Below are 24858 nucleotides of genomic sequence, written 5' to 3' on the forward strand. Positions count from 1 at the left end.
TTTTTTTCACAAGAACTTAAGATGAACAGGAAACGATATAATTTTTCTTCTCTGTAGGAGTTGGTTTTGAATAAGACTCATATTCCGAATGTTCGGCAAATGGCGAATACAAAATTTCTAACCAATTTTTTAATTTTTCCTTTCCTCCTCTTTGCACATCCTCGATTACTTCCTGAGCGATATAGTTTCTTAATACATACTTTGGATTTACACTTTTCATTTCCACCGATCGTTTCAAGTCATCAGATAATTCTCTTTTCAGTCTTTGGTCATAAAGGGAAAGCCATAAGATAAGTCCGTCACTTTTTTCATAGTAGTTCCAAAGTTCAGAAAGTGAATCAACCTGATTAATTTTATAGTTACTCAATTGTCTGAAGAATTAGGTATAATCTATTGCAAGGTTAGACAGCGTTTGTAAAAGAGAAACGAATAATTGATAGTCTTCCGATTCCAGCGTAGTAAGCCCGATTTTACGCTGACAAAGTTTTTGATAATGGGTGTGAAATAATTCCGAAAACGTATTAAGTAAATTGCTTAAACTTGCTTCGGAGAGATAATCACTAAAACAAAGTAATAATTTTTCCAGGTTCCACGCGGCAACGGAAGGCTGGTTATCATAAGCGTATCTGCCTTCATGATCAGAGTGATTGCACACATGAGATAAGGCTGTATCTTCCAAAAACCCAAAAGGCCCATAATCAATAGTAATTCCCATGATAGACATATTATCTGTATTCATCACTCCGTGACAGAATCCTACGGTTTGCCAATGTGCCATGAGCATTGCAGTTTTATCTATAATTTGCCCAAGCATTTCCTCAACGGAAACCCCTTCAAAAAAAGTATGACGAGTGTATTCAATCAAATCGTTTAATACATCTTTACGATTAAAATGATAGCACATTTCAAAATGCCCGAAGCGGATATTCGTAGGAAAAACTCTCGCAATAATGGCCGCATTTTCTGTTATTTCCCGATAAACTTTATCTTCACCAATAATAATAGCCAAAACTCTTGAAGTAGGGATTTTTAGGCCATGCATAGCTTCTGAGCAAAGATATTCTCTTACCGATGAACGAATGACGGCTTTGCCATCTCCCATTCTGGAAAAAGGAGTTTTGCCTGATCCTTTAGTCTGGATTTCCAATCGCCTTCCATCTGAAGTCAAAATTTCCCCTAAAGAAATTGCCCTGCCATCACCTAACTGTCCAGCAAAGACACCAAATTGATGCCCGGCATAGCGTGTCGCAACGGTTTGATCATTACTAAGCCTAATTTCTCCATTTAGCCACTTTTTCAAAACAAGATGACCAAGTGATTCAAGCCCAAGTTCTTTTTCTAACTCCGTTACATGAATAAGTATAGGCTCCTTTAATGGGGTTGGCGCACTATCTTCATGTAGAAATAAAGGAAGATTTTGAAAAGAATTATCAAATTTAATATCAACGTCAGTCATGATTCTTGTTTATTTCACTAATTATTTGTTGTTTGTTAAAAAATATTTTTCATTCCTTACACTTCTACCTTCACAATTTCGATAGCATCAACAGGGCATCCCGCCTCTGCGAGCAGATTTACTTTAAGGTCTTTTTCATTCAGTTCTACTGCCTTAAGTTCCCATATATTGGTTTTCTTATTGTAAACAGCACGAATAAGATCTATTTTTCCGTCCTCTGCCTCTATCCAAAAACCAGGTGCTTCGGCAGCACAATTATGTGTGCATATACAGGTCTCCCTGTCCAATGATATTTTATATTTTCCCATCATTAATTAAAAATTATTTTCACTTAACTTCGGTTTCCCATGAATGCTAAATGATTCTATTTTTTGAATTCACCCTAAAATAATTTAATGCTCCTCCCGATAAAATAATTTTAATTTCACGCAGGCTAAGGTCATGTTTTAAGAAATATTTATTTTTTTTTGTTTTATTAATCGCAAAAAAAGGGGTTCCTTCCTCGAAGCTTTTTCTTATGTTTTCAAGTCTTATGAAATCATTTACATCAATAGTATCGTAATCGTCTTTATTCAAAAACTCAAACGGCACTATACCAAAATTGACCATGTTTTGCCAGCCGATCCTTGCATAACTTTTTGCAATAACTGCAATCTGTCCCAAATATCTTGGTGCAATTGCCGCATGTTCCCGGCTCGAACCCTGAGCATAATTTTCGCCTGCAACTACTATATGCCCGCCAAATTCTTCTCTTGTCGCAAGTGCTTTGGAATAGTAATTTTTATCTATAACGACGTAACACGATTTACTTATTTCGGGAATATTACTTCTGAAAGAAAGCGAATGAACACCTGCTTTTAATATTTCGTCTGTTGAAATATTGTCATTTAGTTTAAGCAATACCGGTACGCTACACTCATTTATCAACTCGGTAAATCCAGGTAGCAATTTTATATTAGGGCCTTTTTCTAATACAAGGTGAGCTCTATTGAGTGGGGGAGGAAGTAGTAAGTTTTTGTTTATAATTTGTTTTTTTAGTTCTATAAATTGTGGGTAATTCATTTTGTAAATCTTTTCTAAATCTCTGGGGTCGGTAATCTTTCCTGTTAATGCAGAAGCAGCCGCAGTTTCCGGACTGCATAAATAAACAAGATCGCCAACTGTTCCCGAGCGCCCCGGAAAATTACGAGGCATCGTTCTTAAACTTATTTTGTTTGTTGCCGGGGCTTGCCCCATACCTATACAACCAAGGCAACCTGCCTGGTGAAATCTACCTCCTGATTTTATCATGGATGCAAACGAAGATGTAGAAATAAGGTTTTCTATAATTTGTCTTGACGTAGGATTTATATCAAAAGAAACGTCTTGATGAATTAATTTACCTTTAAGTATTTCTCCTACAATCCAGAAGTCTCTGAATCCGGGGTTGGCAGAAGAGCCTACTACGGCTTGTCCTATAGGTTTCCCTTCTACCTCTCTTACTTTTACTACATTTCCAGGACTACTTGGGCATGCTATCATAGGTTCCAATTCGGATAAATTAATTACATCATAAAGGTCATATTTTGCTTCTTCATCTGCTTTTAACTCTCTCCAATCCTGTTCCCGCTCTTGTTGTCGTAGAAATTTCAGTACCTGGTCATCTGATGGAAAAACGGTAGTGGTTGCTCCCAACTCAGTACCCATATTTGCGATTACATGCCTGTCCATTGCACTAAGTTCTTTGAGCCCCTCACCGTAATACTCTACTATCATACCTTTACATCCATGGACATCATACTTTCTTAGCATTTCAAGTATCACATCTTTTGCACTTACCCAATCAGGCAGTTTTCCTGTTAAGTTTACACCAAGAATTTTCGGCATTTTAAAATACAAAGGTTCTCCTGCAATAGCGAAAGTAACATCGAGCCCACCTGCTCCAAGCGCTAACATTCCTAAAGCTCCGGCGGCAGGGGTATGGCTATCTGAGCCTACGAGAGTTTTTCCAGGAATCCCAATTCTTTCCATATGCACAGGATGGCTTACCCCATTGCCAGCCCTGCTGTACCAAAAGCCGAATTTTTGAGCAGCAGATTTTAAAAAAAGATGGTCATCAGCATTCTTGTGATCTTCCTGCAATAAATTATGATCTACATACTGCACAGATATTTCTGTTTTAACCTTGTCAAGCCCCATCGCTTCTAATTCAAGCATTACCATTGTTCCCGTAGCATCCTGCGTTAATGTTTGGTCAATTTTTAATCCTATTTCTTTTCCTGGATTCATTTCACCATAAACCAAATGAGATTTTATAAGTTTCTGCGATACATTTAATGGTAGGTTCATGTTTTTATCGTATTGATGTTCGCCTTTATTATTGTTCCACGCGATTGGTTTTGAAAACTAATGCCTATTTTTTGGGAGGTAGGTCAAATGCAACAGCAACATGTTCAAAATGTCCGTTATGAGAACCGTCACAAAAAGGTTTATTTTTAGAATGACCACAACGGCAAAGAGAAACGACCTCCCTTCCTGCTAAATTATATACATTTCCGTTTTTATCTACAATCTCAAAATCACTTTCTATTCTCAGAGACCCATTGTTATTTACTGTAATTGTTGTTTTAGCCATAATGATTTGTTTTTAAAATGAATACCAAATAAATTTTATTTAAAATAAATGTCTTTCTGCGTGATAAGATGATCTTATTAATGGTCCGCTTTCAACAAATCGAAACCCCTTATTCAATCCTGTTTCTTTATACTTTGCAAATATTTCAGGCTTGATAAATTCTATGATAAGTAAATGGTTTTTAGTGGGCTGCAGATACTGGCCTATAGTTAATATATCAACACCCACATTTCGCAAATCGTCCATAGTTTCATATACTTCTTCTTCTTTTTCACCTAAACCCAACATGATACCTGATTTTGTTTTCATCCCGGCTTCCTTTAATCTTTGGAGAACTTCAAGACTTCTGTCATACTTTGCCTGTACTCTAACTTGTTTCGTTAATCTGCGAACGGTTTCAAGATTATGCGAAACTATTTCGGGGTGCACATTAATAACTCGTTGGAGGTTTTCCCATTTACCCTGAAAATCTCCAATAAGCGTTTCCTGGGTAATTCCTGGGCTTGCCTTTCTTACTTCATTTACGGTTTCTTCCCATATCATAGAACCACCATCTTTTAAATCATCTCTATCAACTGAAGTTATTACAGCATGTTTCAACTTCATTAGTCGAATTGATTCGGCAACCATTTTAGGTTCATCCTGGTCAACTGGCAACGGTTTACCGGTATCTACATTGCAAAATCCGCAGGATCGTGTACAAACATTTCCTAATATCATAAATGTAGCAGTTCCGGCTCCCCAGCATTCGCCCATGTTAGGACAATTGCCGCTCTCACATATTGTATGTAATTTGTGTTCGGTTACTATCTGTCTTACTTGGGTATACTCTTTTCCTATGGGTAGTTTTACACGAAGCCAATCCGGTTTTTTATAATTTTTTTCTGCCGCAATTTTTTCTGACATAAATCTATTTTTTGAGCTATTTTAAACAATGTATCCCCCACCAATTAAATCGTTTCCTTCATAAAATACAGCGGATTGACCCGGGGCAATTGCAGAAACTTTATTATGAAACAATACCTTAATCATTCCATTTACCTCTTTAACAGAACTCATTGTACCGGCATCCTTATATCTGATTTTCGTTAATAGTTCTTTATTTATTGGAAAAGACGGATACTTAATCAGATTATAGTTACGAACCCACATCTCTTGTTGCTTTAAATCTTCTTTTGTTCCCAGTACAACGGTATTGGTTTCGGGGATTATCTTAGTTACATATCTCGGTTCGCCCATAGCTATATCCAATCCTTTACGCTGTCCTACGGTATAAAATGGGTATCCTTTGTGTCTGCCTATTACCGTTCCATCTGTCAATATAAAGGCTCCACCATTTACTTTTTCTTGTAATCCTTCTGTTTTTCTTTTTAAGACCCCCCTGTAATCATTATCTGGAATAAAGCATATTTCATAACTTTCACTTTTATAGGCAAGCTCAGGGTATCCGCTTTCTATTGCTATTTTTTTTATTTCACTTTTATGAAACTTACCTAACGGATATTTGGTGCGTTTAAGGCTTTCCTGGCTCAATCCCCACAACACATACGATTGATCTTTTTTTTCATCTACCCCCTTCGAAACAACATACCTGTTGTTTTCATAACGCACTTGAGCATAATGCCCCGTTGCAATAAATTCGCAATCTAACCGATCTGCTCTTTTCAAGAGGGCGTCCCATTTTATATGTGTATTGCATAAGACACAAGGGTTCGGTGTCCGTCCAGCAACGTATTCATCAACAAAATTGTCGATAACATAATTGCCGAATTCCTTTCTAATGTCAAGAACCAAATGAGGAAAACCACATTTAACGGCGAGCATGAGTGCATCATTAATTGAATCTAAGCTACAGCATCCTGTTTCCTTTTTTGAACCACCTGCGGTAGCATAATCCCATGTCTTCATGGTAATTCCAATCACTTCATATCCTTCTTCATGTAGCATTATAGCAGCAATGGAGCTATCAATTCCACTGCTCATTGCTACCACTATCTTTCCATGTTTACTCATTTTTATTTTTTATCCTTATTGCCTTTTTATGGCTTTGCTTGAACGGAAATTAAAGAAATGCCGAATATTTCAAGCAGTCTCAGCAATCACTTCTTCCACTTCTGGAACCATTCTACGCAGAAGATTTTCAACAGCCTGTTTCAAAGTTGTTTTGGTAGAGGGGCATCCATTGCACGCACCTTTCAGCACGAGCGTTACCTTGCCGTTGAGGAATGATTTGAAGTGAATAGTTCCACCATCGCCTTCCACCGAAGGACGGATAAACTCGTCCAACAGATCCATTATTTTTTTATCGAGATTACCCGAAATTGTTTCAGGAGCAACCTCCGAACCAACCTGTGTAATCATTTCCTCACTAAAAATTTCTTCGCCTGATGCAATATGTAACTTGATGAGTTCTTTCAGTTCGGGAATAATTTCATGCCACTCTGTGCTTTCGTCCTGAGTTACTGTTACAAAATTTGCAGCGATGAAAACCCCTTTGACATAAGGAAATTCAAATAATTTTTTTGCCAATGGTGATGCTTCTGCCCTTTCGATGGTACGGAATTCCACGCTCTTACCTTCTTCCTTAATCAACAAAGAATTGAGAATAAATTTCATCGAAGCAGGATTTGGGGTCATCTGGGCATAAATAGTATGTGGTAACTGCACGCTTGCGTTCATCTCGTGAATTGTTGGAATGGTCATCTGTTATTTTCTTTTAGTATTAATCTTAATGACGAGTCTTTTGTAAAATAACTCCAGACCCAATTAATGAAAATTATTAATTTATTTTTTACACTTAGTATCAACGCCAGATGTACAAACATCCATGTTAACCAGGCAAAATATCCCTTGAATTTAATGAAGGGTAAATCAACCACGGCTTTATTTTTACCGATCGTAGCCATTGAAGCCAGATTTGTATATTCGTATTGCCGCAAGGGTTTATTTTGCAATAAAGAGGTAAAATTTTTTGCCAGATTTTTTGCTTGATTGATAGCTACATTAGCAACCTGAGGATGGCCTTTTAGGTAAGTGGGGGTTTCCATATAAGCAATGTCGCCTATTGCATAAATATTTGAATAGCCTTGTGCTAAATTATATCTGTCAACTTTAATTCGATTGTTCACAATTATTTTTTCATCAATGCCGCTGATTATATTTCCGGTAACTCCGGCTGTCCAAATTACATGCTTGCTTTTAATACATTCGCCATTATTAAGTGTTACAATTCTACCATCGTAGTTTTTTACAATTACATTTGTTTTTACTTCCACTCCTAATGTTTTTAAATAACTTTCTGAAGCTTTTTGTGCCATTTTACTCATGTTACTAAGTGTATGCGAGCCCCCTTCCAATAAAATGATTTTAAGATTTTTGAAATCAATTAATGGAAAATCTTTTGGAAGGATGTTTTTTTTCATTTCCGCATAAGCACCGGCTAATTCAACACCCGTTGGCCCTGCACCAACAATAACAATGTTTAGCAGATATTCTTTTTCACTTTCATCAACGGATAGCAAGTATTCAAAATTGTACAGAATTTTGTTCCTTATTTTGATAGCATCATAAGTTGTTTTAAGCCCATAAGCATATTTTTCGATCTCCCGGTTGCCGAAAAAATTCGTTTTACAACCGGTTGCTATTACCATATAATCGTAATTAAAACTTCCTGTTGTTGTGCTAATACTATTTGTGCCTGGTTCAATACTCAATACTTCAGTCATTCTAATTTGAGTGTTTTTTCTGTTTTGAAAAATTTTACGAAGTGGAAACGAAATACTACTTGGCTCTAATTGTGAAGTGGCAACTTGATAGAATAAAGGTTGAAACTGGTGATGGTTGAGTTTGTCAATAAGTAATACCTCAAATAAATTCTGGTCAAGATGTTCAATGAATTGAATGCCTGCAAAACCCCCACCGACAATCACTATTTTTTTTCTGTTCATAATAAAATTGACTGTTTTGTAATTTTATCTACACAAGGGGGGATCCGCCCATAAGTTATTTTAATTACCCCGACTTTACGTTGCATCAGCAGTAAATCAGGAATAATCGAGCTAATTCAGGCAATTTTCCATACCATGATCGCTTTGTCATCACCGGTTGAAACCAGGTAATTATTAAAATCACTCCATAAAAGCTTGTTCACTGAATGGGTATGACTTCCATGATGTGACTTATCAATGCGTAACAACAGCTCGAATTTTCCTGCATCCCATATTTTAATGGTTTTATCCCTGCTTCCAGAAGCAAAAAGGGTTTTATCCGGACTGAAAACAATGCTGTAAATAGCATAATTATGGGCAGGAATATGATGAATCAAGGTATAATCATTTTCACTATCCCATACATTTAAGAAGGCATCCCTTGAACCAGATAAAAGGTATCTTCCATTTGGATGATAGCGTACTGTATTTACCGAAAAGTCATCACAGTGGCCTTTAAGAATTCTCTTTTCGACAAACGTTTCAAAATCAAAAATCCGAATAGTTCCATCCCCACATCCCATAGCTGCCTCATTCAAAATAATATTGAAGTCTATACTTCGTATCTTTTTGTCACAAATTTTCAATGCTGTAATAAGTGAGAAATCGTTGATTGACCAAACTGAAAACGTACCATCGCCAGCTAATGCCCAAAAGCATTCTTTTTCCGGAAGATATTGGATATCATAAATGGATTGTCGATGAAGCTGTAAAAGCCTTATTTCTTCATTCTTGTTTAGGTCAATAACATGGATACCCCCTAATGACTGGCCAACAAGCAATAAGTTTCTATCTGGAATATATTTCAATGCCATTGCTTTGGCAGGCAACTTGGCAACAACTTTGTTTTGCTTTTGATCTTTAATATTCCATTCTACTACCAAGTTATCACCACTTCCAGAATAAAAATGGTGATCATGTGCAGGTTCTAAAGTAAAAATGGCTCCGCCATGCCCCATAAATTGACCAACCTTTTCTATTTGTATTTTTTCAAGTATAGTACTCATACGATATGCATAAACTCTTTCTTGTTTAGTAATTCTTCTTTTGTTTCTCTATGGTCTGGATCATCCACACAGCAATCTACAGGACAAACTGCGGCACATTGGGGTTCATCATGGAAACCAACACACTCGGTACACTTATCGGGTACTATATAATATATCTCATCTGATAATGCAGCCTGTGTTTCTTCGGTATTAAGGGTATCCCCATCACCTAAATCAATGATGCCAATTAATTCAGTACCGTCCGAAAATCTCCAGGCTGCTCCCGGATCATAAATTGCATTATTCGGACATTCGGGCTCGCATGCTCCGCAGTTAATACACTCTTCTGTTATTATTATAGCCATAGTAAAAAAATCTAAACTAAATTCCCAACAATAATATTCCGCAAAACAACAGTAACATCATTTTCATTTTTCACCATGTCTTCAAGAGTTACCTTATCCAACAACTTATCAAGCGAAGCCTGCATCATTGACCAGAGCGACCGGATGGAGCAATCAACTGAATTGGTGCATAACGTCAGCATTCCTGTATGGCTTTCACAGAATTTTTTATCGAAAAAGCTTCCGCCCAATGCTTTCAACGTATCGTTAACTGTTATAGCAGCAGGTGGCTTTGATAATATATACCCTCCCACATGCCCTCTTGTGCTGTTAATCAATCCCTTCATACGAAGGACTCTCGTTAATTTAGCAACATAGTTTGTAGATAATCCTTCTGCTTCACTGAGTTGCCGGATACTCAATCCTTTCTCATCCCTGCACGCTGTTATCCTCAACATTATTCTTAAACCGTACTCAACTTGGGCTGTTATTTTCATAATTATATTTATTTTTGCATCTAATTTACTATTTCAAGCAAATTCTCCAGAGAAAAACTTAGCTAATTTGACAGCTGTTGATGGTTTATACAAACTAAATAAACAATGTCAATTTATTCTTTAACCTTCGAGCGGTCAGTATAACAACCATATTTACCTTTTGTAACATTTTCAAAATCTTTCGCAGAAATTGATGGCCCTGTATTATTGCACTCTTGATTAAAAATAGATACCAATTCCTTTGAAATGCTATCTGCTGTATGTTTCTCAATGTCAGAACGTTGAAAAATGGCCACAGGCTCGCCATTTCGAAAAAGGGCAATTCCGGGCGAAGAAGGAATGTAATTTGGAAGATATTTGCTTCTGTAAAGATCGACCGCATCTTTTTCCATTCCGCCAAATAGCGTGTATAGCTCATCCGGAATAATGCCATTTTGCAATGCTACCATTACAGCAGGCCGTGCGCTACCCGCAGAACAACCACACACGGAGTTTAATACAACAAATACCGTTTTATCGTCCTGTCTTCCTAAGGCCTTATCCACGTCTTCCGGTGTTAATAATTCCTTGCAGCCTACAGCGGTCAGTTCATCTCTCATAGGTTGAACACTAACAGCATCATAAGTAGGTTGCTGGGTCATTTTTGTTACATTAAATAGTTCCATTTTTTCGGTTTTAGTTATTAAATTTATAGCATTCCAAGCTCAAATTGAGCAGTCTCGTTCATCATGTCTTTTGACCAGGGCGGTTCCCAGGTTACTTCTACCTTAGAACTGCTCACTCCAATAATATTCCTGATCTTATCTTCCACTTCTGGCGGAAGAATCCCTGCTACCGGACAGGAAGGTGACGTTAGTGTCATTATGGTGTGCACATTGGCTTCCTTATCAATCTTTATTTCATATATCAATCCTAAATCATAAATATTAGTAGGTATTTCCGGGTCAAAACAAGTTTTTAGAACATCTATGACCATTGTTTCTAATGCTATTTTATCTGCTACTTCCATTTTGTGTTTTTATAACCTTAATTATTTTTATTTTCTATGTCTTATGGTCCTTTTATGACCTTTAAACTCCGATTTTTTCTTTCGATGGAGCCGCACTCAAATTTTTTATGCACTCAATTACATTTCGGGCTAAGTCTTTAAACATTTTACCTTCTATGGAATTTTCATTCAATGCTGCCGGTATTCCAACATCGCCCGCTTCTCGTATTCGTGTTATTAAAGGTATTTGACCTAATAAGGGAACTTTCATTTGATCTGCTAATTTTTTTGCGCCATCTTGTCCGAATATGTAATCTTTTTTATCAGGATTACCCTCTGGTACATAATATGCCATATTTTCAACTAAGCCAAGCACCGCTACATTAACCGTAGGCATCTGGAACATGCTAATGCCCTTCCTGGCATCAGCCAAAGCTACTTCTTGTGGCGTACTGACTACAATAGCCCCTGTAAGAGGAATTTTATCTACCAGGGTCAGGTGAATATCGCCGGTGCCTGGTGGAAGATCCACAAGTAAATAATCTAAACTACCCCAATCTGCATCCTGAAATAATTGCATAAGGGCTTTAGAGACCATAGGTCCTCGCCAGGGAACTGCCTGTGATGCTTCAGCAAAAAAACCAATAGATAAAATTCCCACTCCATGGGATTGGATCGGTTCCATCATATTGCGGCCAGATGTATTATCAAAAATTGGCTTTCTATTCACTAAATTAAACATAAGCGGCATTGAAGGGCCATAGATATCAGCATCCAATAACCCTACCCTTGCACCTGAAAGGCTTAATGCCACTGCAAGATTCGCGGCAACTGTAGATTTCCCCACACCACCTTTGCCAGAGGCGATTGCAATAATATGTTTAACACCTGGTAATAATGAGCGCAGTTCTGGATTTCTATGTTTAACACCGGGGAGGGCTTTTATATCTATATTTAGCTGAATATGCTCACCTAATGATTGTCTGACAGCATTAGTACAGTCATCGTTCACTTGCTTTTTACTATGCATGGTGGGACTACTTATCATAACGCTGAAAGTGACTATATCTCCTTCGATATGAATACCGCTCACTAATCCTAACTCAATAATACTTCTTTTGAGGTCGGGCTCAATAATGGGAGTCAGTATTTTTATAATATCATCTTCGGTTATTTCAGACATATTGTTTATCAGTTTAATGGTTTATTAATTGTGTCCGCTAATAGCTTGAATTTATTAAGAAGCATCTGTTCTATTTTTTCCCTTACAGGTTCAATTTGAATCAACTCAGTTAACTCTGTTAAAAAAGCTTGTTTTAAAACTGATATAGCTTCTTTTTTAGAAAGCCCCCTGGAACGCATATAATACAACGCTTCTTCATTTAATTGTCCAATAGTTGCACCGTGACTGCATTTAACATCGTCCGCAAAAATTTCCAGCTGGGGCTTGCTATTCATCGAAGCGGCTTTTGACAACACGAGGGTATGGTTTTTCTGAAAAGCATTTGTCTTCTGAGCATCCGGCCGTACCATAATTTTACCATTAAATACCCCTTTAGCACTATCCGTAAGGATTCCTTTATACAACTCGTTACTGTTACAATTTGGATATGCGTGATCTATAAAGGTTTGATTATCTATATGTTGCTTATCCCTGCCAACATAAATACCATAAAAATTGGTAGTTGTCCCGCTACCCATTAAAATGGAACTAAGGTTGTTCCTTACTAATTGTCCGCCCAAATCGACGACATAAGAGCTGTATATACTTTCACGCATTTGCTCAACTTCTGTGTTATTAATAAAAAATGCATGCTCTCCTTCATCCTGTATCCTATAATGATCAACTACCGCATTTCTTTTTAGAACCATCTGGCTCACTGTGTTTGTGAAATAAGTTTGTTGTGGATTATTTAAATGGTGATAGGTTTCAATAACTGTAAGCTTACTATTTTCTCCAACTGCAATTATTTTCTGCGGGCTAATAATTATTGGTTCATCTTTTGTAAAATTTATATTGAGTATATGAATCGGCCGATCCAAAACAAGCCCGTCGGGTACATAAATAAAAGTTCCGTTTTGAGCAAAAGCAGTATTCAATACAATGAAAGGATTTTTTTCTTTTTTGGCCCATTTAGACAAATATTCAAACGATATTGCTTTTGTCAGGCCATCTTCTTTCAAACCCGAGGAAATATCCTGTACTATAATACTTTTCGGTAATTCGTCTTTTGCCGAAAGTGTTTTATTATATTTACCATTCACAAAAACCAGCAAGAATACATCCAGCCCTTTAAAAAGAAAAGGCCTGATATCTTCCATTGTCATATCAACAAGTTTAGGCTGCCGGTATTGCTGCTCAAGTACTTCAGCAACACTGGTGTATTTCCAATCCTCATTTTTTCTGGTCGGAAAATCTACGTCATTGCTCAATCGTTGAATAGCCGATTTTTGTATAGCATGCCCTACATAATCCTTCTGTCCATTTAACGTATTTTCGTATATACGGAATAGTTCAATAAACTTTGTCCTTCTATCTTCTTTATCTGGTGTATGTGGAGTTATCATAGTTATATTTTACCTTTTTAAGATGTTGCTTGTTCTTTTATTTTTAGACAGTAGCACATTTTAAAATCAATTTATTGTTAGCGCTTCTACTTCTTCTTTAATCCAATCATAACCTTTTTCTTCCAGCTTCAATGCTAAATTTTTATCGCCCGATTTCACGATTTGCCCATTATATAGCACATGTACAAAATCTGGGATAATATAATCGAGTAATCGTTGATAGTGGGTAATCACTATAAAAGCGTTGTCCTTTGTTTTTAATTGGTTAACGCCATTGGCAACTATTTTCAATGCGTCAATATCAAGCCCGGAATCAGTTTCATCCAATACGGCAAGCCTGGGCTCCAATACAGCCATTTGTAATATCTCGTTGCGTTTTTTTTCTCCACCCGAAAATCCCTGATTTAGGGAACGGCTCAAAAAATCATCCTCCATCTCCACCATTTTTGCCATCTTTTTAATAAAAGTGATCATTTCCTTGGCGCTCAGTTCTTTCTTTTGTTGATGCTTCCTAACCGCGGTAATGGTATGTTTAAGAAAGTTTGCAGTGCTTACACCCGGTATTTCTATGGGATATTGAAATGCCTGGAATATACCTTCCCTGGCACGTTCATCAACCGATAATTCAAGCAAGTCTTTACCCATATAGCTAACGCTACCCTCTGTAATCTTATAGCCTTCACGCCCTGCCAAAACATGTGCCAGCGTACTTTTACCACCTCCGTTTGGACCCATAATGGCATGCACTTCACCAGCATTTACTTGAAGGTTAATGCCATTTAATATTTTTTTTCCTTCTATTTCGGCGTGTAAATTTTTTATTTTTAACATTTGTTCTTTTTTATTTAATATTTATTATCCAACACTACCCTCTAAACTTACCGCCAGCAATTTTTGTGCTTCCACTGCAAATTCCATAGGTAATTCTCTAAATACATCCTTGCAATAACCATTAACAATAAGGTTAATGGCATCTTCCTGTTTCAATCCTCTTTGCATACAATAATATAACTGGTCTTCACCCACTTTAGAAGTAGTGGCTTCGTGTTCAATCTGAGCTGTTTCATTATCTATTTCGAGATAAGGGAAAGTATTTGCACCACATTTATCTCCCATTAATAAGGAATCACATTGTGAAAAATTCTTTGCATTTTCAGCATTTTTACCGACTTTAACCAATCCCCTATACGAGTTATTGCTTCGGCCAGCGGAAATGCCTTTGGAAATAATAGTACTACTAGTGTTTTTACCAATATGCCACATCTTAGTTCCTGTGTCGGCCTGTTGTAAATTATTAGTAACAGCAACAGAATAAAACTCGCCGGTTGAATAGTCTCCTTTTAAAATACAACTCGGGTACTTCCAGGTAATGGCAGAACCAGCTTCAACCTGTGTCCAACTTATTTTTGATCTCACTCCGGCACACAATCCTCTTTTAGTGACAAAGTTATAGATGCCCCCCTTCCCGTCTTTATCACCCGGATACCAGTTCTGAATGGTGGAATATTTAATTTGAGCGTCATCAAGCGCTATGAGCTCAACTACTGCCGCATGCAATTGATTTTCATCTCTCACCGGGGCGGTGCACCCTTCGAGATAGCTAACATAACTACCTGCTTCGGCTACAATTAATGTTCTTTCAAATTGCCCGGATCCTTCGGCATTGATACGGAAATAAGTAGATAGCTCCATCGGGCAACGAACGCCTTTGGGGATGTAACAAAAAGAACCGTCAGTGAACACTGCAGAATTAAGCGCGGCATAAAAATTATCAGTAGCCGGAACAACCATCCCCATATATTTTTTTACTAATTCCGGATGTTCTTTTACTGCATCCCCAAACGAGCAAAAGATGATGCCTAATTGAGATAATGCTTCTTTAAAGGTAGTAATAACAGATACGCTGTCGATTACGATATCAACCGCAACTCCTGTCAATCGTTTTTGTTCATCTATTGAAATGCCCAGTTTTTCAAATGTCTTCAAAAGTTCAGGATCTGCTTCATCCAGGCTATTGAGTATATTTTTCTTTTTCGGGGCGGCATAATAAATGATCTCTTGATAATTTATTGGTGGATATTTTACGTTGGGCCATTTAGGTTCAGTCATTTTCTCCCAGTGGTTAAAGGCTTTTAAGCGCCAGTCAAGTAACCATTGAGGTTCTTCTTTTTTAGAAGATATTAATCGGACGATGTCCTCATTTAAACCTTTTGGAATGAGTTCAGTATCAATATTACTAGTAAATCCATATTTATAATCACTTCTTGTATAATTTTCAAGGGTTGTTGTGGATGATTCTTTGCTCATAATTTATAGAATTTTATAATGGTAATTCAAATTACTATTACAAAGATAGATAAATAATAAATATATACAAAAAAGTATAAATTAATTTATACTAAAATATATATTTATAATCCTATAAGAGTTTATGTCATAGGATTGATCAAACAATGCATTTGATTCTCACTTCAGATATATTTTTTTCTACCAATTCTTTTAGTTTTTGAACCGCACCATCCGAGAAATTTTGCGTATTCCCTAAAAACACTTCACCTTATTTAAAAACGGAAAAGTCGCCCTGCTCTACGCTAAGGTCGGTTTTGGAGCCAACGGGCTGAAGCGGATATACAACCTGGTTATAGTCAGGGTAGCCGTAAACGAGGCTTCCTTTTTTTAACAACAGATAAGCACTTTCCGCTAGTCCCCGCCACATAACAATATTGTGCCATTCAGTGATTTCCGCACTCACGCCATTCTTGTTCAATTTTTCGGAGGTTGCCAGCGGAAAACTCAAGACCGCAACTTCATCAGCTATTTTTTTAAATCCGGTTCTTTTCCTGCGTGACCTACTAAAATCACTTTATTAATCCCTGACATTAGCTTCAGTTAGGTGTATGGTTTTCAAGATACTATTAGCCTCACAATGATTTATCACCTGATTTCTAGCAATCGTCATCATCCAGCTGAGCAAGGTGCTTTCATCTCTCCGATAGGAATTAATGCTCTGCCAGGCACAACGATAAGTTTCAAGAAGAACATCATTTGCTGAATATTAGTTGGGCACACGGCGCAGGATAGCCAACAAAAGAGCTTTCGCATAGCGGTCATACAGTGCTTCCGCATCTTCCCGGCTTTGGGCACGGACCTTGGCAAGCAGCTCATGATCAGTGAGCCGCGGATTTTTAATAATCATTGTAAGTCAGCCATATACGTTGTCGGTCTATAATGATGCCACGTTTTATTTAAAATAAGAAGCTTCTGCCGATACCGATCAACAGGGTTGGGTGTTTAGAAAAACAGCCCCTGCACAAACGCGAGTCGTTATGGTGTGTTCATTTTATCAGTCGGCTCAACAGGTGTAAAATACAGCTGCTCCTTAAAGTTATCGGCACCTCCTATACTGCTACACAACAGGATCATGAATGCTATCCGCATTGGAGACGTGATACATTAAATCCTAACGATTCTTTGTTATCGTTTTTAAAGGTTAACTTTAGGAACTTCTAAAAAAAAGCGACTGCGTTTAGGTCAGCATAAAGCAGCCATTTCCTCACCCATACTACTTCTTTACCAAGCTATGAAAAAAAACGATTCGGATGAATTGATGATCGCTAATGAACGTTTGGCTTTACAAAATCGTGAAAAGGAAAGCCGTGCGGCAGAATTAGTTATCGCCAATAAGGAACTGGATTACCAAAACGAAGAGAAGGAGAACCGCGCCGCGGAATTAGTTATCGCGAATAAGGAACTGAATTATCAGAATGAGGAGAAGGAAAACCGCGCGGCTGAGCTGGTCATTGCCAAAAAAGAACTGAAGTTTCAAAATGCGGAGAAAGAAGACCGGGCAGCCGAACTGATCATCGCTAATAAGGAACTGGATTATCAAAATGAAGAAAAAGAGAACCGGGCGGCTGAACTGATCATTGCTAATAAGGAACTGAAGTTCCAGAACGCGGAGAAGGAAGACCGCGCAGCCGAATTGATTATTGCCAATAAGGAACTTGTTTTTCAAAATGAAGAGAAGGAAAAGCGGGCAGCAGAATTAATTATTGCAAATGCGGAACTGGTTTTTCAAAATGAGGAAAAGGAAAAACGGGCGAACGAACTGATCATCGCCAATAAAGAGCTGGCTTTTCAAAACGAAGAAAAGGAGAACCGGGCGGCAGAACTGGCCGTAGCCAATAAGGAACTGGCGTTCCAAAATGAGGAAAAAGAGAAGCGGGCCAATGAATTGATCATCGCCAATAAAGAACTGGCTTTCCAAAACGAAGAAAAGGAAAAACGCGCCAATGAGCTGGCCTTTCAAAATGAAGAAAAAGAAAAGCGGGCAGACGAATTGATCATCGCCAATAAAGAACTGGCTTTCCAAAACGAAGAAAAGGAAAAACGCGCCAATGAGCTGGCCTTTCAAAATGAAGAAAAAGAAAAGCGGGCCAATGAATTGATCATTGCCAATAAAGAACTGGCCTTCCAAAACGAAGAAAAGGAAAAACGCGCCAATGAGCTGGCCTTTCAAAATGAAGAAAAAGAAAAGCGGGCCAATGAATTGATCATTGCCAATAAAGAACTGGCCTTCCAAAACGAAGAAAAGGAAAAACGCGCCAATGAGCTGGCCTTTCAAAATGAAGAAAAAGAAAAGCGGGCCAATGAATTGATCATTGCCAATAAAGAACTGGCCTTCCAAAACGAAGAAAAGGAAAAACGCGCCAATGAGCTGGCCTTTCAAAATGAAGAAAAAGAAAAGCGGGCAGACGAACTGATCATCGCCAATAAAGAGCTGGCGTTCCAAAATGAGGAGAAAGAAAAGCGTGCCAATGAATTGATCATCGCCAATAAAGAGCTGGCTTTTCAAAACGAAGAGAAAGAAAACCGCGCGGCAGAATTAGTCATTGCCAATAAAGAGCTGGCATTTCAAAATGAAGAAAAGGAAAAACGGGCGGAAGAATTGATCACGGCCAACCGGGAATTAAAAAACGCGGAAGAAGATATCCGGAAATTAAACGATGAACTGGAGCAAAAAGTGGTGGAACGTACAGCGCAGCTGGAATCGGTCAACAAAGAACTGGGTTCATTCTCCTATTCCGTTTCACATGACCTCCGGGCTCCGATCAGGGCCATTAATGGTTACACAAAGATCCTGGTAGAAGATTATGGGGACAAAATTGATGCGGACGGCACCACCATCCTGCAGTCGATCATCCATAACTCAAAAAGAATGGGTAACCTTATCGATGATCTGCTGGCATTCTCCAAACTGGGTAGAAAACAAGTGGCTATTTCCGCCATTGATATGGAAAGCCTCGTGGCTGCCGTCATCGATGAATTGATCACCGAGGAGGGTGAAAATATGCCGGTATATCAGATCGGCAGCCTATTACCGGCTAATGGCGATAAATCGCTCATCAAACAGGTTTGGATTAACCTGATCTCCAATGCGATCAAATATTCAAAGTACAAAGAAACAACAACGATAGAGATAGGCTCCAAATTACAGGGACATCAGGTCGTTTATAGTGTTAAAGATCACGGGGCGGGCTTTGATATGCAATATTACGATAAGCTGTTTGGCGTTTTCCAACGACTGCATTCCCAGGAAGAATTTGAAGGTACAGGGATCGGGCTGGCCATTGTGCAAAAAATTGTCAGCCGTCACCAGGGCGCGGTATGGGCAGAATCTTTATTAGATCAGGGAACAACCTTTTATTTCAGCCTGCCGGAGAGCAAGCACGAACTATAACCATTAATTATGAATTACAACAACGTGGAGATTTTATTTGCCGAAGACAGTAAGGATGATGCGATATTAACTATCCGAGCGCTAACCAAAAGTGGTTTTACGAATAAGCTACACCATGTGCTTGACGGCGCTGAAGCGCTTGATTTCATTTTTTGCCGGGGTGATTATGCCTCCAGAGATCCTAAGGAGTTCCCAAAACTCATCTTGCTCGACCTGAAAATGCCCAAAGTATCGGGAATGGAGGTATTGGAACAGGTCAAATCTAATCTCGAAACCAAATCTATACCGGTCGTGATGCTGACCTCTTCCAATGAGGGACCGGACATTGAAAAATGCTTTGCGCTCGGCGCGAACAGCTATATCGTAAAGCCCGTGGACAGTGATAATTTTTTCCAGGCGATCAAAGAAATTGGTTTATACTGGATGGTACTTAGCCAACCGCCGCACTAATAGCCATGATAGCCGATACCCGGATACTTATTGTTGAAGACAATCAAAGCGACGCAGACCTGCTCCGTCGTGAGCTGAAAAAGTCCGGCCTGCTTTTTATTGCAGAGGTAGTTCAAACCCGTATGGGCTTTGAAAAGGCACTGCTTGACTTCAAACCTGACATCATTTTATCTGATTATTCACTCCCGGCTTTTGATGCTGTCACTGCTTTCCGTATCAAACAAGCCAGCCATCCCCATACGCCTTTTATTATCGTTTCGGGGATTATCGGCGAGGAGAATGCAGTTGAACTGATCAAAGACGGGGTGACAGATTACGCTTCCAAGTCTAAGTTATTCAGCTTATCCGTAAAGATCACCCGGGCGTTGAACGATGCCAACGTAAAGAAAGAAAAGCAGGTGACAGATGAAAAGTTAAAGACCCTAAACAGCGAGCTTGTGCAATTAAACCTGGAACTGGAGGATAGGGTAAGCCGTCGTACCCAGGCTTTAACAGAAAGTGAGCACCGGTTCAGAAATATGATGGAAACCATTCCACAGATCGCCTGGACAAATACGACCGAGGGCAAATTTATTTTTTTCAATGTGCGTTGGTATGATTATACGGGCTTAAGCGCAAACAGGAATAATATAACCGGATTAAAAACAGTTGTTCATCCCGACGATTTGCCCAAGGGCTCAGCCAGGTTCAGCCTCATCCGGCAAAATGGCGACGGCGGGGAGTTTCAGCTCCGGCTTAAACGGGCGGACGGGTCATACCGCTGGCATTTATTACGGGTCATGCCGATCAAAAACGAAAATGGCGAATTGCAATTGTGGGTAGGGACTGCCACTGATATTGAAGAGCTGAGGTTACTGCAGCAACAAAAGGACGATTTCATCAGCATTGCCAGCCATGAATTAAAGACGCCGCTCACCAGCCTGAAAGCGGCGCTGCAGTTATTGGACCGGATGAAAGATAATCCTTCGCCTAAGATGTTGCCGATGATCGTCCAGGCCAATAAAAGCCTGGCCAAGGTAAATTTGCTGGTCGAAGACCTGCTCAATGCCAGTAAATTAAATGAGGGACAATTGAATATCAGTCCAAAAGATGTGGTTTTGGCCCATGTGATCATGGAATCTTGCCAGTATATTCGGTCAGAGGGTATCTATACCATCGCTACCGCGGGGGATATGGGCGTGGAAGTTTACGCAGATGCGGTAAGGATCGACCAGGTCATCACTAATTTTATTACCAATGCCATTAAATATGCGCCTGATTCTAAACTGATCAATATAGCTATTGAAAAAGCCAATGGCATGGTCAAGGTTTCCGTGAGTGATCAAGGTGCGGGTATCCCGTTCGAAAAGCAGCGTTTTATTTTTGACCGTTATTACAGGGTGGACAATAGTGGCAGCCAATATACAGGATTAGGGCTCGGGCTATTTATTTGCGCGGAAATCATTAAAGTCCATCATGGCGAAATCGGGGTGATCAGCGAAAAAGGGACAGGCAGCACTTTTTGGTTCTCTCTGCCTGTCGCCGCACGTTCTGTCGCTTAAATAAGGAAGGCCGAATTCAAATGGCGGTTAATTTCTGATTAACACCCAGGTTCGCACGGCTGTATTTTTCAGGGGATAGAATGATCGCTGTAATTAATGCAGCCAAGCTTTTCCGTGATATGGTTCCGCCTTTTCGGGGGCGCTTTTAGGAGTGGTCTCGTAATTGATCTGGTCGTCATTACTGAACCATTCCGGTCTGAGAATCATATAATCAAGCCCGGAGTCTTCAATGACATCAGCGCTTTTGCGGTAAGCGTTAAGTACCGGTTTTAGCGGCATACAGTATATGCCGATAGAACTGATGAAGATCACTTTGTTTACGCCTTTCTCTTTCATCGCAGCTACAATGTTTTTGGTCATGGCTTCGAGGTCACCGGCCAGGTTGATATAGACGATATCCTGTCCTTTTACGGCGGCTTTCATGTGCCAATTTAACTTCGTCGAGATAGCTGTTCAGTACTTTTACTTGTTCACGGTTTCCTTTGGGTATCCCTTTTTCAGCATCCCAGTTATTGAGGTCAATACTTTGCTTTAACCCGATCAGGCATTTTTCCTTATTAACGGTTACGCTGACATAAAGCGGCGCTTTTCCATTTTTGGCTAAATACGCCCTTAAGACAAAGTGAATTCGAAACGATTGTGCAGTTTTCATAAAATATTCTTTTAATTTGATCCTTTGTTTGTTATGGCCGCGCTGTATTGCGATGGCTATAATTTGCAATCATTCAGCAATAGCCATGCGTAACAGGTCGCACTATTACCGGGAACAGTAATTTTTCATATTGTATCATCTCAATTTTAATGCTGGTCGTCCATCGTTCTGGTGGCGGTACAGCCTGATCTTTAGAATGATCCGCTCCCCAAAACTTGACTATTGCCGCATAGCCCGTGGGGGTGTTCTTATGCCGTAGTTGGGTAAGCTGTTCAACATATAAGGGTAATTCCGTCCGTTCGGTAACTAATGTTGTGATCTCCGTCAGTAATGCCTTATCCAGTATAAAATCAGGACTGGTTACTGTAAAATCAAGATCCTCAGAAAACCGGTAATCATTGATGTAGCACTTTCTCAAACAGGTTCCGCCTTTAAACACGATACTGTTTCTGCACCGATGTATGGAAAAAATGGCGTCTATAAAATGGCCTAATACCCAATCCTTATCAATGGTACTCCTGGAAACCAGGTGTTCTTTGGCTTTATTATCTATTTCTCTTTTTAGTATCACACTAATATTCCTTTTGGGCGATGCCCTCCAATTGTTGTCTGCTGATATTTAATCTTAATCTCCAGGCTGATACAAAGTCGCCTGTTTCGCTACCTAAAGGATCAACCAGGCTGTACTTTTCATTGACCTGCGTTTGGGCATAATCCACAAATGCACTAAGTGACTTCTTTTCAAAAAATTCCGTCAGAAAGCCGATACGCTTTGTTACCGCAATGTTTGCCGCTGCTCTGCAATAAGCGATCATTTTGTCGGCCTTTAAATCAGCTTGTACGAATGCCCGTAAAAGTTCAGCATAGCCGCCGGAGTACTGTGGCTGATCAAAACAATCAATGACCGTCTTTTCTACGTCGGTTATGGGATACTTAAAATTTCCTTGTCCGTTCCACATAATTCCAATGCGCTTTGTGGGAATGATCTTCACGAACTTATAGGAGGTGCCAAAAATAACTTTGTCCTCTTTTTCCTTGGTCGTCTGTATAAAGACGGTATTGGAAAACTGTTCCGTTAATCCATGTTGATTTAATGCCGACCAGTAGGCGACCGCGCTATTCGTTACTACAAATGTCCCGATCACGTTTTCATCCGTAAAATTCGGGCGGCAAAACTTACCGCGCTCAATCCTGGCCAGCAACCCCTTGTGAACGAGATTTTCAAGCACTTCGTTCAGGTTGTCAAATTGTTGCGCAATTTGCTTTTCAATTTCATCAAACCTAAATAGCTGAATTTCATACTCATCCAGCAACTTCAGAAATGCTACCTGAGTTTCTGTTAAATTCTTCGATATGTACACACTGGCAGCCATTTTACCTCTTGTTCGGAGATAAGACCTAAAAAATGGGTCTTATCCTTGTTGTAAAGGTAATAACTATTTATCACAATTAGAAATTGAATAAATCATGCCTCCTATCAGTGCTGTTAAGCCTAACACATCGCATTATCAGAATTAAATTATCTAAAGGAGCTTGATCTGGATATTACCCTAAACTACGAAATCATAAAGTCATTTCAAATAACCCAATTTCAAATTGGATCAGATTGACTTCTTTGATATTTATAGTAGCAACCTAAATTGTAAGTGAATAAAATTACTTTAAGTCGTTAGCCGCTTCCATTGGCGCTTAGACACGAACTATTGTTACCTTTGCGCTCTCAATAAATTTAATCACCATGAGTAAACTTGTCCCTTGTCCCATTTGCCAATCCCCTTATACTTATGAATTGGAAAGCTTATTAGTTTGTCCTGAATGCGGTCATGAGTGGAGTCTGGGTGAAGAAACCGCAAATGAGGAGGGCTTCCTGGTGAAAGACAGCAATGGCAATAAGCTTAAGAATGGTGATACAGTGATCATGATCAAAAGTCTCCCGGTAAAAGGCAGCCCGCAGCCAATCAAAGCCGGCACCAAGGTAAAAAACATCCGCTTAGTGGATAGCGACCACAATATTGACTGTAAGATCGAAGGTTTTGGTGCTATGGCGCTTAAATCAGAATTCGTTAAAAAAGGTTGATCGGAAATCTGATAGATTTTGCACTGTAAGTTAGTGCTCGGGACTTTTTATTTTACCTGAATTTATACTTTGTACTGCAATTGAATTTAATGCGTGCATCTGATTTATTTTTTCTAAAGTTTACAATCAATAAATAGCTCTATCTTCACAAATGATTTTTGTATGTAACAGGTTTGCTTATTATATAAATTAAAAAACAAAAGATGCTAAGGCACTTAGGAGCAAAACGAACCTCGCAGCATAATTTAAAGTTAGCAACACTCCTGGGATTAACAGCAGGTTTTGTTAATGCAGAGGGGTTTTTAGGATTCTCCGTACTGACTACTAATGTCACCGGCCATGCCGCTTTATTTGCGGAAAGGATTGCATTTCAGGATTGGAAAACAGCGGTGGTTATTGCTCTTTGGATGTTTCTTTTTTTAGCGGGTGCTTTTTTTACCAGCATCGTTCTTTCCTTTACTGGCGAAAATCAGCGTTTTTCTTATTTTATCCCTGTGATCATTGAAATTTTAATTCTTTTAGTTTCTGCATTATATGGTTATAAATACAACGGAACGCTATCATCAAAAGAGTTTTTTGCGGGAAGTTTGCTTTTTGCAATGGGACTTCAAAACGCTTTGGTTTCCATGGTATCGGGATCGGTGGTCAGGACTACGCACCTCACCGGGACATTCACCGATCTTGGTATAGACCTTGCACAAATAGTACATGGCGATAAATCAAAGCGGCCAAATCTGAAATCCAAGATTAAACTCCGGCTGTATATTATTTTCTTTTTTATGACCGGAGCTGTAATAGGTGCTTACCTGTTTCACCGTTATGGTTTTCCATCATTTTTTGCGCCAATAACAATACTGCTCTTCGCATTGTTATATGACCTGCTAAGGATTAAGGCTAAGCGATATTATCGTACGGGCGTAAATGCCGTTAAGCGCACGATCAAACACACGGAATAA

26 protein-coding genes and 3 pseudogenes are annotated in these 24858 nt (G+C 39.0%); 5 read left to right on the forward strand and 24 right to left on the reverse strand.

Annotated elements, in window-relative coordinates; genetic code table 11:
• Nucleotides 1–16: 16 nt before the first annotated feature.
• The 20 genes and pseudogenes from RHM67_RS13980 to RHM67_RS14070 form a co-directional block, all read right to left on the reverse strand.
• A pseudogene (locus RHM67_RS13980) lies at nucleotides 17–1456 on the reverse strand (protein adenylyltransferase SelO).
• Between the two features lie 56 nt (nucleotides 1457–1512).
• Nucleotides 1513–1767, reverse strand: a complete 255-nt coding sequence (locus RHM67_RS13985) for a ferredoxin (RefSeq protein ID WP_322227412.1) — start codon at nucleotides 1765–1767, stop codon at nucleotides 1513–1515.
• A 43-nt stretch (nucleotides 1768–1810) separates the two neighbouring features.
• Nucleotides 1811–3784: an aconitate hydratase gene (locus RHM67_RS13990; protein ID WP_322227413.1), complete on the reverse strand. Its 1974-nt coding sequence runs from the start codon at nucleotides 3782–3784 to the stop codon at nucleotides 1811–1813.
• A gap of 64 nt (nucleotides 3785–3848) precedes the next feature.
• Nucleotides 3849–4070, reverse strand: coding sequence for a CDGSH iron-sulfur domain-containing protein (locus tag RHM67_RS13995; RefSeq protein ID WP_322227415.1), 222 nt, complete (start codon nucleotides 4068–4070; stop codon nucleotides 3849–3851).
• Between the two features lie 39 nt (nucleotides 4071–4109).
• Entirely contained in the window at nucleotides 4110–4976 is an 867-nt protein-coding gene (lipA, locus tag RHM67_RS14000; protein WP_322227416.1) for a lipoyl synthase, read from the reverse strand.
• 21 nt (nucleotides 4977–4997) lie between these two features.
• Nucleotides 4998–6083, reverse strand: a complete 1086-nt coding sequence (gene mnmA / locus RHM67_RS14005) for a tRNA 2-thiouridine(34) synthase MnmA (protein ID WP_322227417.1) — start codon at nucleotides 6081–6083, stop codon at nucleotides 4998–5000.
• A gap of 69 nt (nucleotides 6084–6152) precedes the next feature.
• Nucleotides 6153–6773: a NifU family protein gene (locus RHM67_RS14010; RefSeq protein WP_322227418.1), complete on the reverse strand. Its 621-nt coding sequence runs from the start codon at nucleotides 6771–6773 to the stop codon at nucleotides 6153–6155.
• Nucleotides 6770–8017 (reverse strand): NAD(P)/FAD-dependent oxidoreductase, encoded by a 1248-nt coding sequence (locus RHM67_RS14015; RefSeq protein ID WP_322227419.1) that lies wholly within the window; start codon nucleotides 8015–8017, stop codon nucleotides 6770–6772. Before RHM67_RS14015 ends, RHM67_RS14010 begins: the two co-directional genes overlap by 4 nt.
• Nucleotides 8018–8133: 116 nt before the next feature.
• Entirely contained in the window at nucleotides 8134–9063 is a 930-nt protein-coding gene (locus tag RHM67_RS14020) for a WD40 repeat domain-containing protein (protein WP_322227420.1), read from the reverse strand.
• Entirely contained in the window at nucleotides 9060–9410 is a 351-nt protein-coding gene (locus RHM67_RS14025; RefSeq protein ID WP_322227421.1) for a 4Fe-4S dicluster domain-containing protein, read from the reverse strand. Before RHM67_RS14025 ends, RHM67_RS14020 begins: the two co-directional genes overlap by 4 nt.
• Before the next feature lie 11 nt (nucleotides 9411–9421).
• On the reverse strand, nucleotides 9422–9886 hold the full coding sequence (locus RHM67_RS14030) for an Rrf2 family transcriptional regulator (RefSeq protein WP_322227423.1): 465 nt from the start codon (nucleotides 9884–9886) through the stop codon (nucleotides 9422–9424).
• A 113-nt stretch (nucleotides 9887–9999) separates the two neighbouring features.
• Nucleotides 10000–10551 (reverse strand): BrxA/BrxB family bacilliredoxin, encoded by a 552-nt coding sequence (locus tag RHM67_RS14035; protein WP_322227424.1) that lies wholly within the window; start codon nucleotides 10549–10551, stop codon nucleotides 10000–10002.
• Nucleotides 10552–10574: 23 nt separating this feature from the next.
• Nucleotides 10575–10895, reverse strand: a complete 321-nt coding sequence (locus RHM67_RS14040) for an iron-sulfur cluster assembly protein (RefSeq protein ID WP_322227426.1) — start codon at nucleotides 10893–10895, stop codon at nucleotides 10575–10577.
• A gap of 61 nt (nucleotides 10896–10956) precedes the next feature.
• Nucleotides 10957–12057 (reverse strand): Mrp/NBP35 family ATP-binding protein, encoded by a 1101-nt coding sequence (locus tag RHM67_RS14045; RefSeq protein WP_322227427.1) that lies wholly within the window; start codon nucleotides 12055–12057, stop codon nucleotides 10957–10959.
• Between the two features lie 8 nt (nucleotides 12058–12065).
• Nucleotides 12066–13442: a Fe-S cluster assembly protein SufD gene (sufD, locus tag RHM67_RS14050; protein WP_322227428.1), complete on the reverse strand. Its 1377-nt coding sequence runs from the start codon at nucleotides 13440–13442 to the stop codon at nucleotides 12066–12068.
• A 66-nt stretch (nucleotides 13443–13508) separates the two neighbouring features.
• Nucleotides 13509–14273, reverse strand: coding sequence for a Fe-S cluster assembly ATPase SufC (gene sufC, locus RHM67_RS14055; RefSeq protein ID WP_322227429.1), 765 nt, complete (start codon nucleotides 14271–14273; stop codon nucleotides 13509–13511).
• A gap of 24 nt (nucleotides 14274–14297) precedes the next feature.
• Nucleotides 14298–15749 carry a Fe-S cluster assembly protein SufB gene (sufB, locus tag RHM67_RS14060; RefSeq protein ID WP_322227430.1) on the reverse strand — a complete coding sequence of 484 codons (1452 nt, stop codon included), beginning with the start codon at nucleotides 15747–15749 and terminating at the stop codon, nucleotides 14298–14300.
• A gap of 349 nt (nucleotides 15750–16098) precedes the next feature.
• Nucleotides 16099–16322: pseudogene (locus tag RHM67_RS14065) on the reverse strand (single-stranded DNA-binding protein); the annotation flags it as partial.
• A pseudogene (locus RHM67_RS20645) lies at nucleotides 16309–16482 on the reverse strand (sigma factor); the annotation flags it as partial. The pseudogenes RHM67_RS14065 and RHM67_RS20645, both read right to left, overlap by 14 nt.
• 15 nt (nucleotides 16483–16497) lie before the next feature.
• Nucleotides 16498–16638 (reverse strand): hypothetical protein, encoded by a 141-nt coding sequence (locus RHM67_RS14070; RefSeq protein WP_322227431.1) that lies wholly within the window; start codon nucleotides 16636–16638, stop codon nucleotides 16498–16500.
• Between the two features lie 384 nt (nucleotides 16639–17022).
• On the opposite strand from RHM67_RS14070, the gene RHM67_RS14075 reads away from it, so the two are divergent.
• From RHM67_RS14075 to RHM67_RS14085, 3 genes are read left to right on the forward strand one after another with little or no spacing between them, the layout of a single operon-like run.
• Nucleotides 17023–19182, forward strand: a complete 2160-nt coding sequence (locus tag RHM67_RS14075; protein ID WP_322227432.1) for an ATP-binding protein — start codon at nucleotides 17023–17025, stop codon at nucleotides 19180–19182.
• 9 nt (nucleotides 19183–19191) lie between these two features.
• Nucleotides 19192–19632 carry a response regulator gene (locus RHM67_RS14080; protein ID WP_322227434.1) on the forward strand — a complete coding sequence of 147 codons (441 nt, stop codon included), beginning with the start codon at nucleotides 19192–19194 and terminating at the stop codon, nucleotides 19630–19632.
• Nucleotides 19633–19637: 5 nt separating this feature from the next.
• Entirely contained in the window at nucleotides 19638–21173 is a 1536-nt protein-coding gene (locus RHM67_RS14085) for an ATP-binding protein (RefSeq protein WP_322227436.1), read from the forward strand.
• A gap of 93 nt (nucleotides 21174–21266) precedes the next feature.
• Here RHM67_RS14085 and RHM67_RS14090 read toward each other — a convergent pair whose 3' ends face one another.
• The 4 genes from RHM67_RS14090 to RHM67_RS14105 form a co-directional block, all read right to left on the reverse strand.
• Nucleotides 21267–21596, reverse strand: a complete 330-nt coding sequence (locus RHM67_RS14090; RefSeq protein WP_322227438.1) for an NAD(P)H-binding protein — start codon at nucleotides 21594–21596, stop codon at nucleotides 21267–21269.
• On the reverse strand, nucleotides 21544–21825 hold the full coding sequence (locus tag RHM67_RS14095; RefSeq protein ID WP_322227439.1) for an Arm DNA-binding domain-containing protein: 282 nt from the start codon (nucleotides 21823–21825) through the stop codon (nucleotides 21544–21546). Before RHM67_RS14095 ends, RHM67_RS14090 begins: the two co-directional genes overlap by 53 nt.
• 73 nt (nucleotides 21826–21898) lie before the next feature.
• The gene (locus RHM67_RS14100) at nucleotides 21899–22396 is read right to left on the reverse strand and encodes a nucleotidyl transferase AbiEii/AbiGii toxin family protein (protein WP_322227440.1); all 498 of its coding nucleotides are present in this window, start codon (nucleotides 22394–22396) and stop codon (nucleotides 21899–21901) included.
• 1 nt (nucleotide 22397) lies between these two features.
• Nucleotides 22398–23198, reverse strand: a complete 801-nt coding sequence (locus RHM67_RS14105) for a hypothetical protein (RefSeq protein ID WP_322227441.1) — start codon at nucleotides 23196–23198, stop codon at nucleotides 22398–22400.
• A gap of 365 nt (nucleotides 23199–23563) precedes the next feature.
• Between RHM67_RS14105 and RHM67_RS14110 the strand changes: the two genes are divergently transcribed.
• Both RHM67_RS14110 and RHM67_RS14115 read left to right on the forward strand, forming a co-directional pair.
• A complete protein-coding gene (locus RHM67_RS14110; protein WP_322227443.1) occupies nucleotides 23564–23902 on the forward strand; it encodes a zinc ribbon domain-containing protein YjdM in 339 nt (112 codons plus the stop codon).
• 203 nt (nucleotides 23903–24105) lie between these two features.
• Complete coding sequence (locus RHM67_RS14115) at nucleotides 24106–24858, forward strand: YoaK family protein (RefSeq protein WP_322227444.1); 753 nt, start codon at nucleotides 24106–24108, stop codon at nucleotides 24856–24858.

Origin of the sequence: Mucilaginibacter sp. 5C4, from assembly GCF_034345625.1 — a bacterium.
In the GTDB taxonomy this organism is placed as follows: domain Bacteria; phylum Bacteroidota; class Bacteroidia; order Sphingobacteriales; family Sphingobacteriaceae; genus Mucilaginibacter; species Mucilaginibacter aurantiaciroseus.

Bases quoted from the DNA above. Each gene is read 5' to 3' on its own strand.
- RHM67_RS13985 (WP_322227412.1), bottom strand. From the start codon at position 1,767: ATGATGGGAAAATATAAAATATCATTGGACAGGGAGACCTGTATATGC.
- RHM67_RS13990 (WP_322227413.1), bottom strand. From the start codon at position 3,784: ATGAACCTACCATTAAATGTATCGCAGAAACTTATAAAATCTCATTTG.
- RHM67_RS13995 (WP_322227415.1), bottom strand. From the start codon at position 4,070: ATGGCTAAAACAACAATTACAGTAAATAACAATGGGTCTCTGAGAATA.
- lipA (WP_322227416.1), bottom strand. From the start codon at position 4,976: ATGTCAGAAAAAATTGCGGCAGAAAAAAATTATAAAAAACCGGATTGG.
- mnmA (WP_322227417.1), bottom strand. From the start codon at position 6,083: ATGAGTAAACATGGAAAGATAGTGGTAGCAATGAGCAGTGGAATTGAT.
- RHM67_RS14010 (WP_322227418.1), bottom strand. From the start codon at position 6,773: ATGACCATTCCAACAATTCACGAGATGAACGCAAGCGTGCAGTTACCA.
- RHM67_RS14015 (WP_322227419.1), bottom strand. From the start codon at position 8,017: ATGAACAGAAAAAAAATAGTGATTGTCGGTGGGGGTTTTGCAGGCATT.
- RHM67_RS14020 (WP_322227420.1), bottom strand. From the start codon at position 9,063: ATGAGTACTATACTTGAAAAAATACAAATAGAAAAGGTTGGTCAATTT.
- RHM67_RS14025 (WP_322227421.1), bottom strand. From the start codon at position 9,410: ATGGCTATAATAATAACAGAAGAGTGTATTAACTGCGGAGCATGCGAG.
- RHM67_RS14030 (WP_322227423.1), bottom strand. From the start codon at position 9,886: ATGAAAATAACAGCCCAAGTTGAGTACGGTTTAAGAATAATGTTGAGG.
- RHM67_RS14035 (WP_322227424.1), bottom strand. From the start codon at position 10,551: ATGGAACTATTTAATGTAACAAAAATGACCCAGCAACCTACTTATGAT.
- RHM67_RS14040 (WP_322227426.1), bottom strand. From the start codon at position 10,895: ATGGAAGTAGCAGATAAAATAGCATTAGAAACAATGGTCATAGATGTT.
- RHM67_RS14045 (WP_322227427.1), bottom strand. From the start codon at position 12,057: ATGTCTGAAATAACCGAAGATGATATTATAAAAATACTGACTCCCATT.
- sufD (WP_322227428.1), bottom strand. From the start codon at position 13,442: ATGATAACTCCACATACACCAGATAAAGAAGATAGAAGGACAAAGTTT.
- sufC (WP_322227429.1), bottom strand. From the start codon at position 14,273: ATGTTAAAAATAAAAAATTTACACGCCGAAATAGAAGGAAAAAAAATA.
- sufB (WP_322227430.1), bottom strand. From the start codon at position 15,749: ATGAGCAAAGAATCATCCACAACAACCCTTGAAAATTATACAAGAAGT.
- RHM67_RS14070 (WP_322227431.1), bottom strand. From the start codon at position 16,638: ATGATTATTAAAAATCCGCGGCTCACTGATCATGAGCTGCTTGCCAAG.
- RHM67_RS14075 (WP_322227432.1), top strand. From the start codon at position 17,023: ATGAAAAAAAACGATTCGGATGAATTGATGATCGCTAATGAACGTTTG.
- RHM67_RS14080 (WP_322227434.1), top strand. From the start codon at position 19,192: ATGAATTACAACAACGTGGAGATTTTATTTGCCGAAGACAGTAAGGAT.
- RHM67_RS14085 (WP_322227436.1), top strand. From the start codon at position 19,638: ATGATAGCCGATACCCGGATACTTATTGTTGAAGACAATCAAAGCGAC.
- RHM67_RS14090 (WP_322227438.1), bottom strand. From the start codon at position 21,596: ATGAAAGCCGCCGTAAAAGGACAGGATATCGTCTATATCAACCTGGCC.
- RHM67_RS14095 (WP_322227439.1), bottom strand. From the start codon at position 21,825: ATGAAAACTGCACAATCGTTTCGAATTCACTTTGTCTTAAGGGCGTAT.
- RHM67_RS14105 (WP_322227441.1), bottom strand. From the start codon at position 23,198: ATGGCTGCCAGTGTGTACATATCGAAGAATTTAACAGAAACTCAGGTA.
- RHM67_RS14110 (WP_322227443.1), top strand. From the start codon at position 23,564: ATGAGTAAACTTGTCCCTTGTCCCATTTGCCAATCCCCTTATACTTAT.
- RHM67_RS14115 (WP_322227444.1), top strand. From the start codon at position 24,106: ATGCTAAGGCACTTAGGAGCAAAACGAACCTCGCAGCATAATTTAAAG.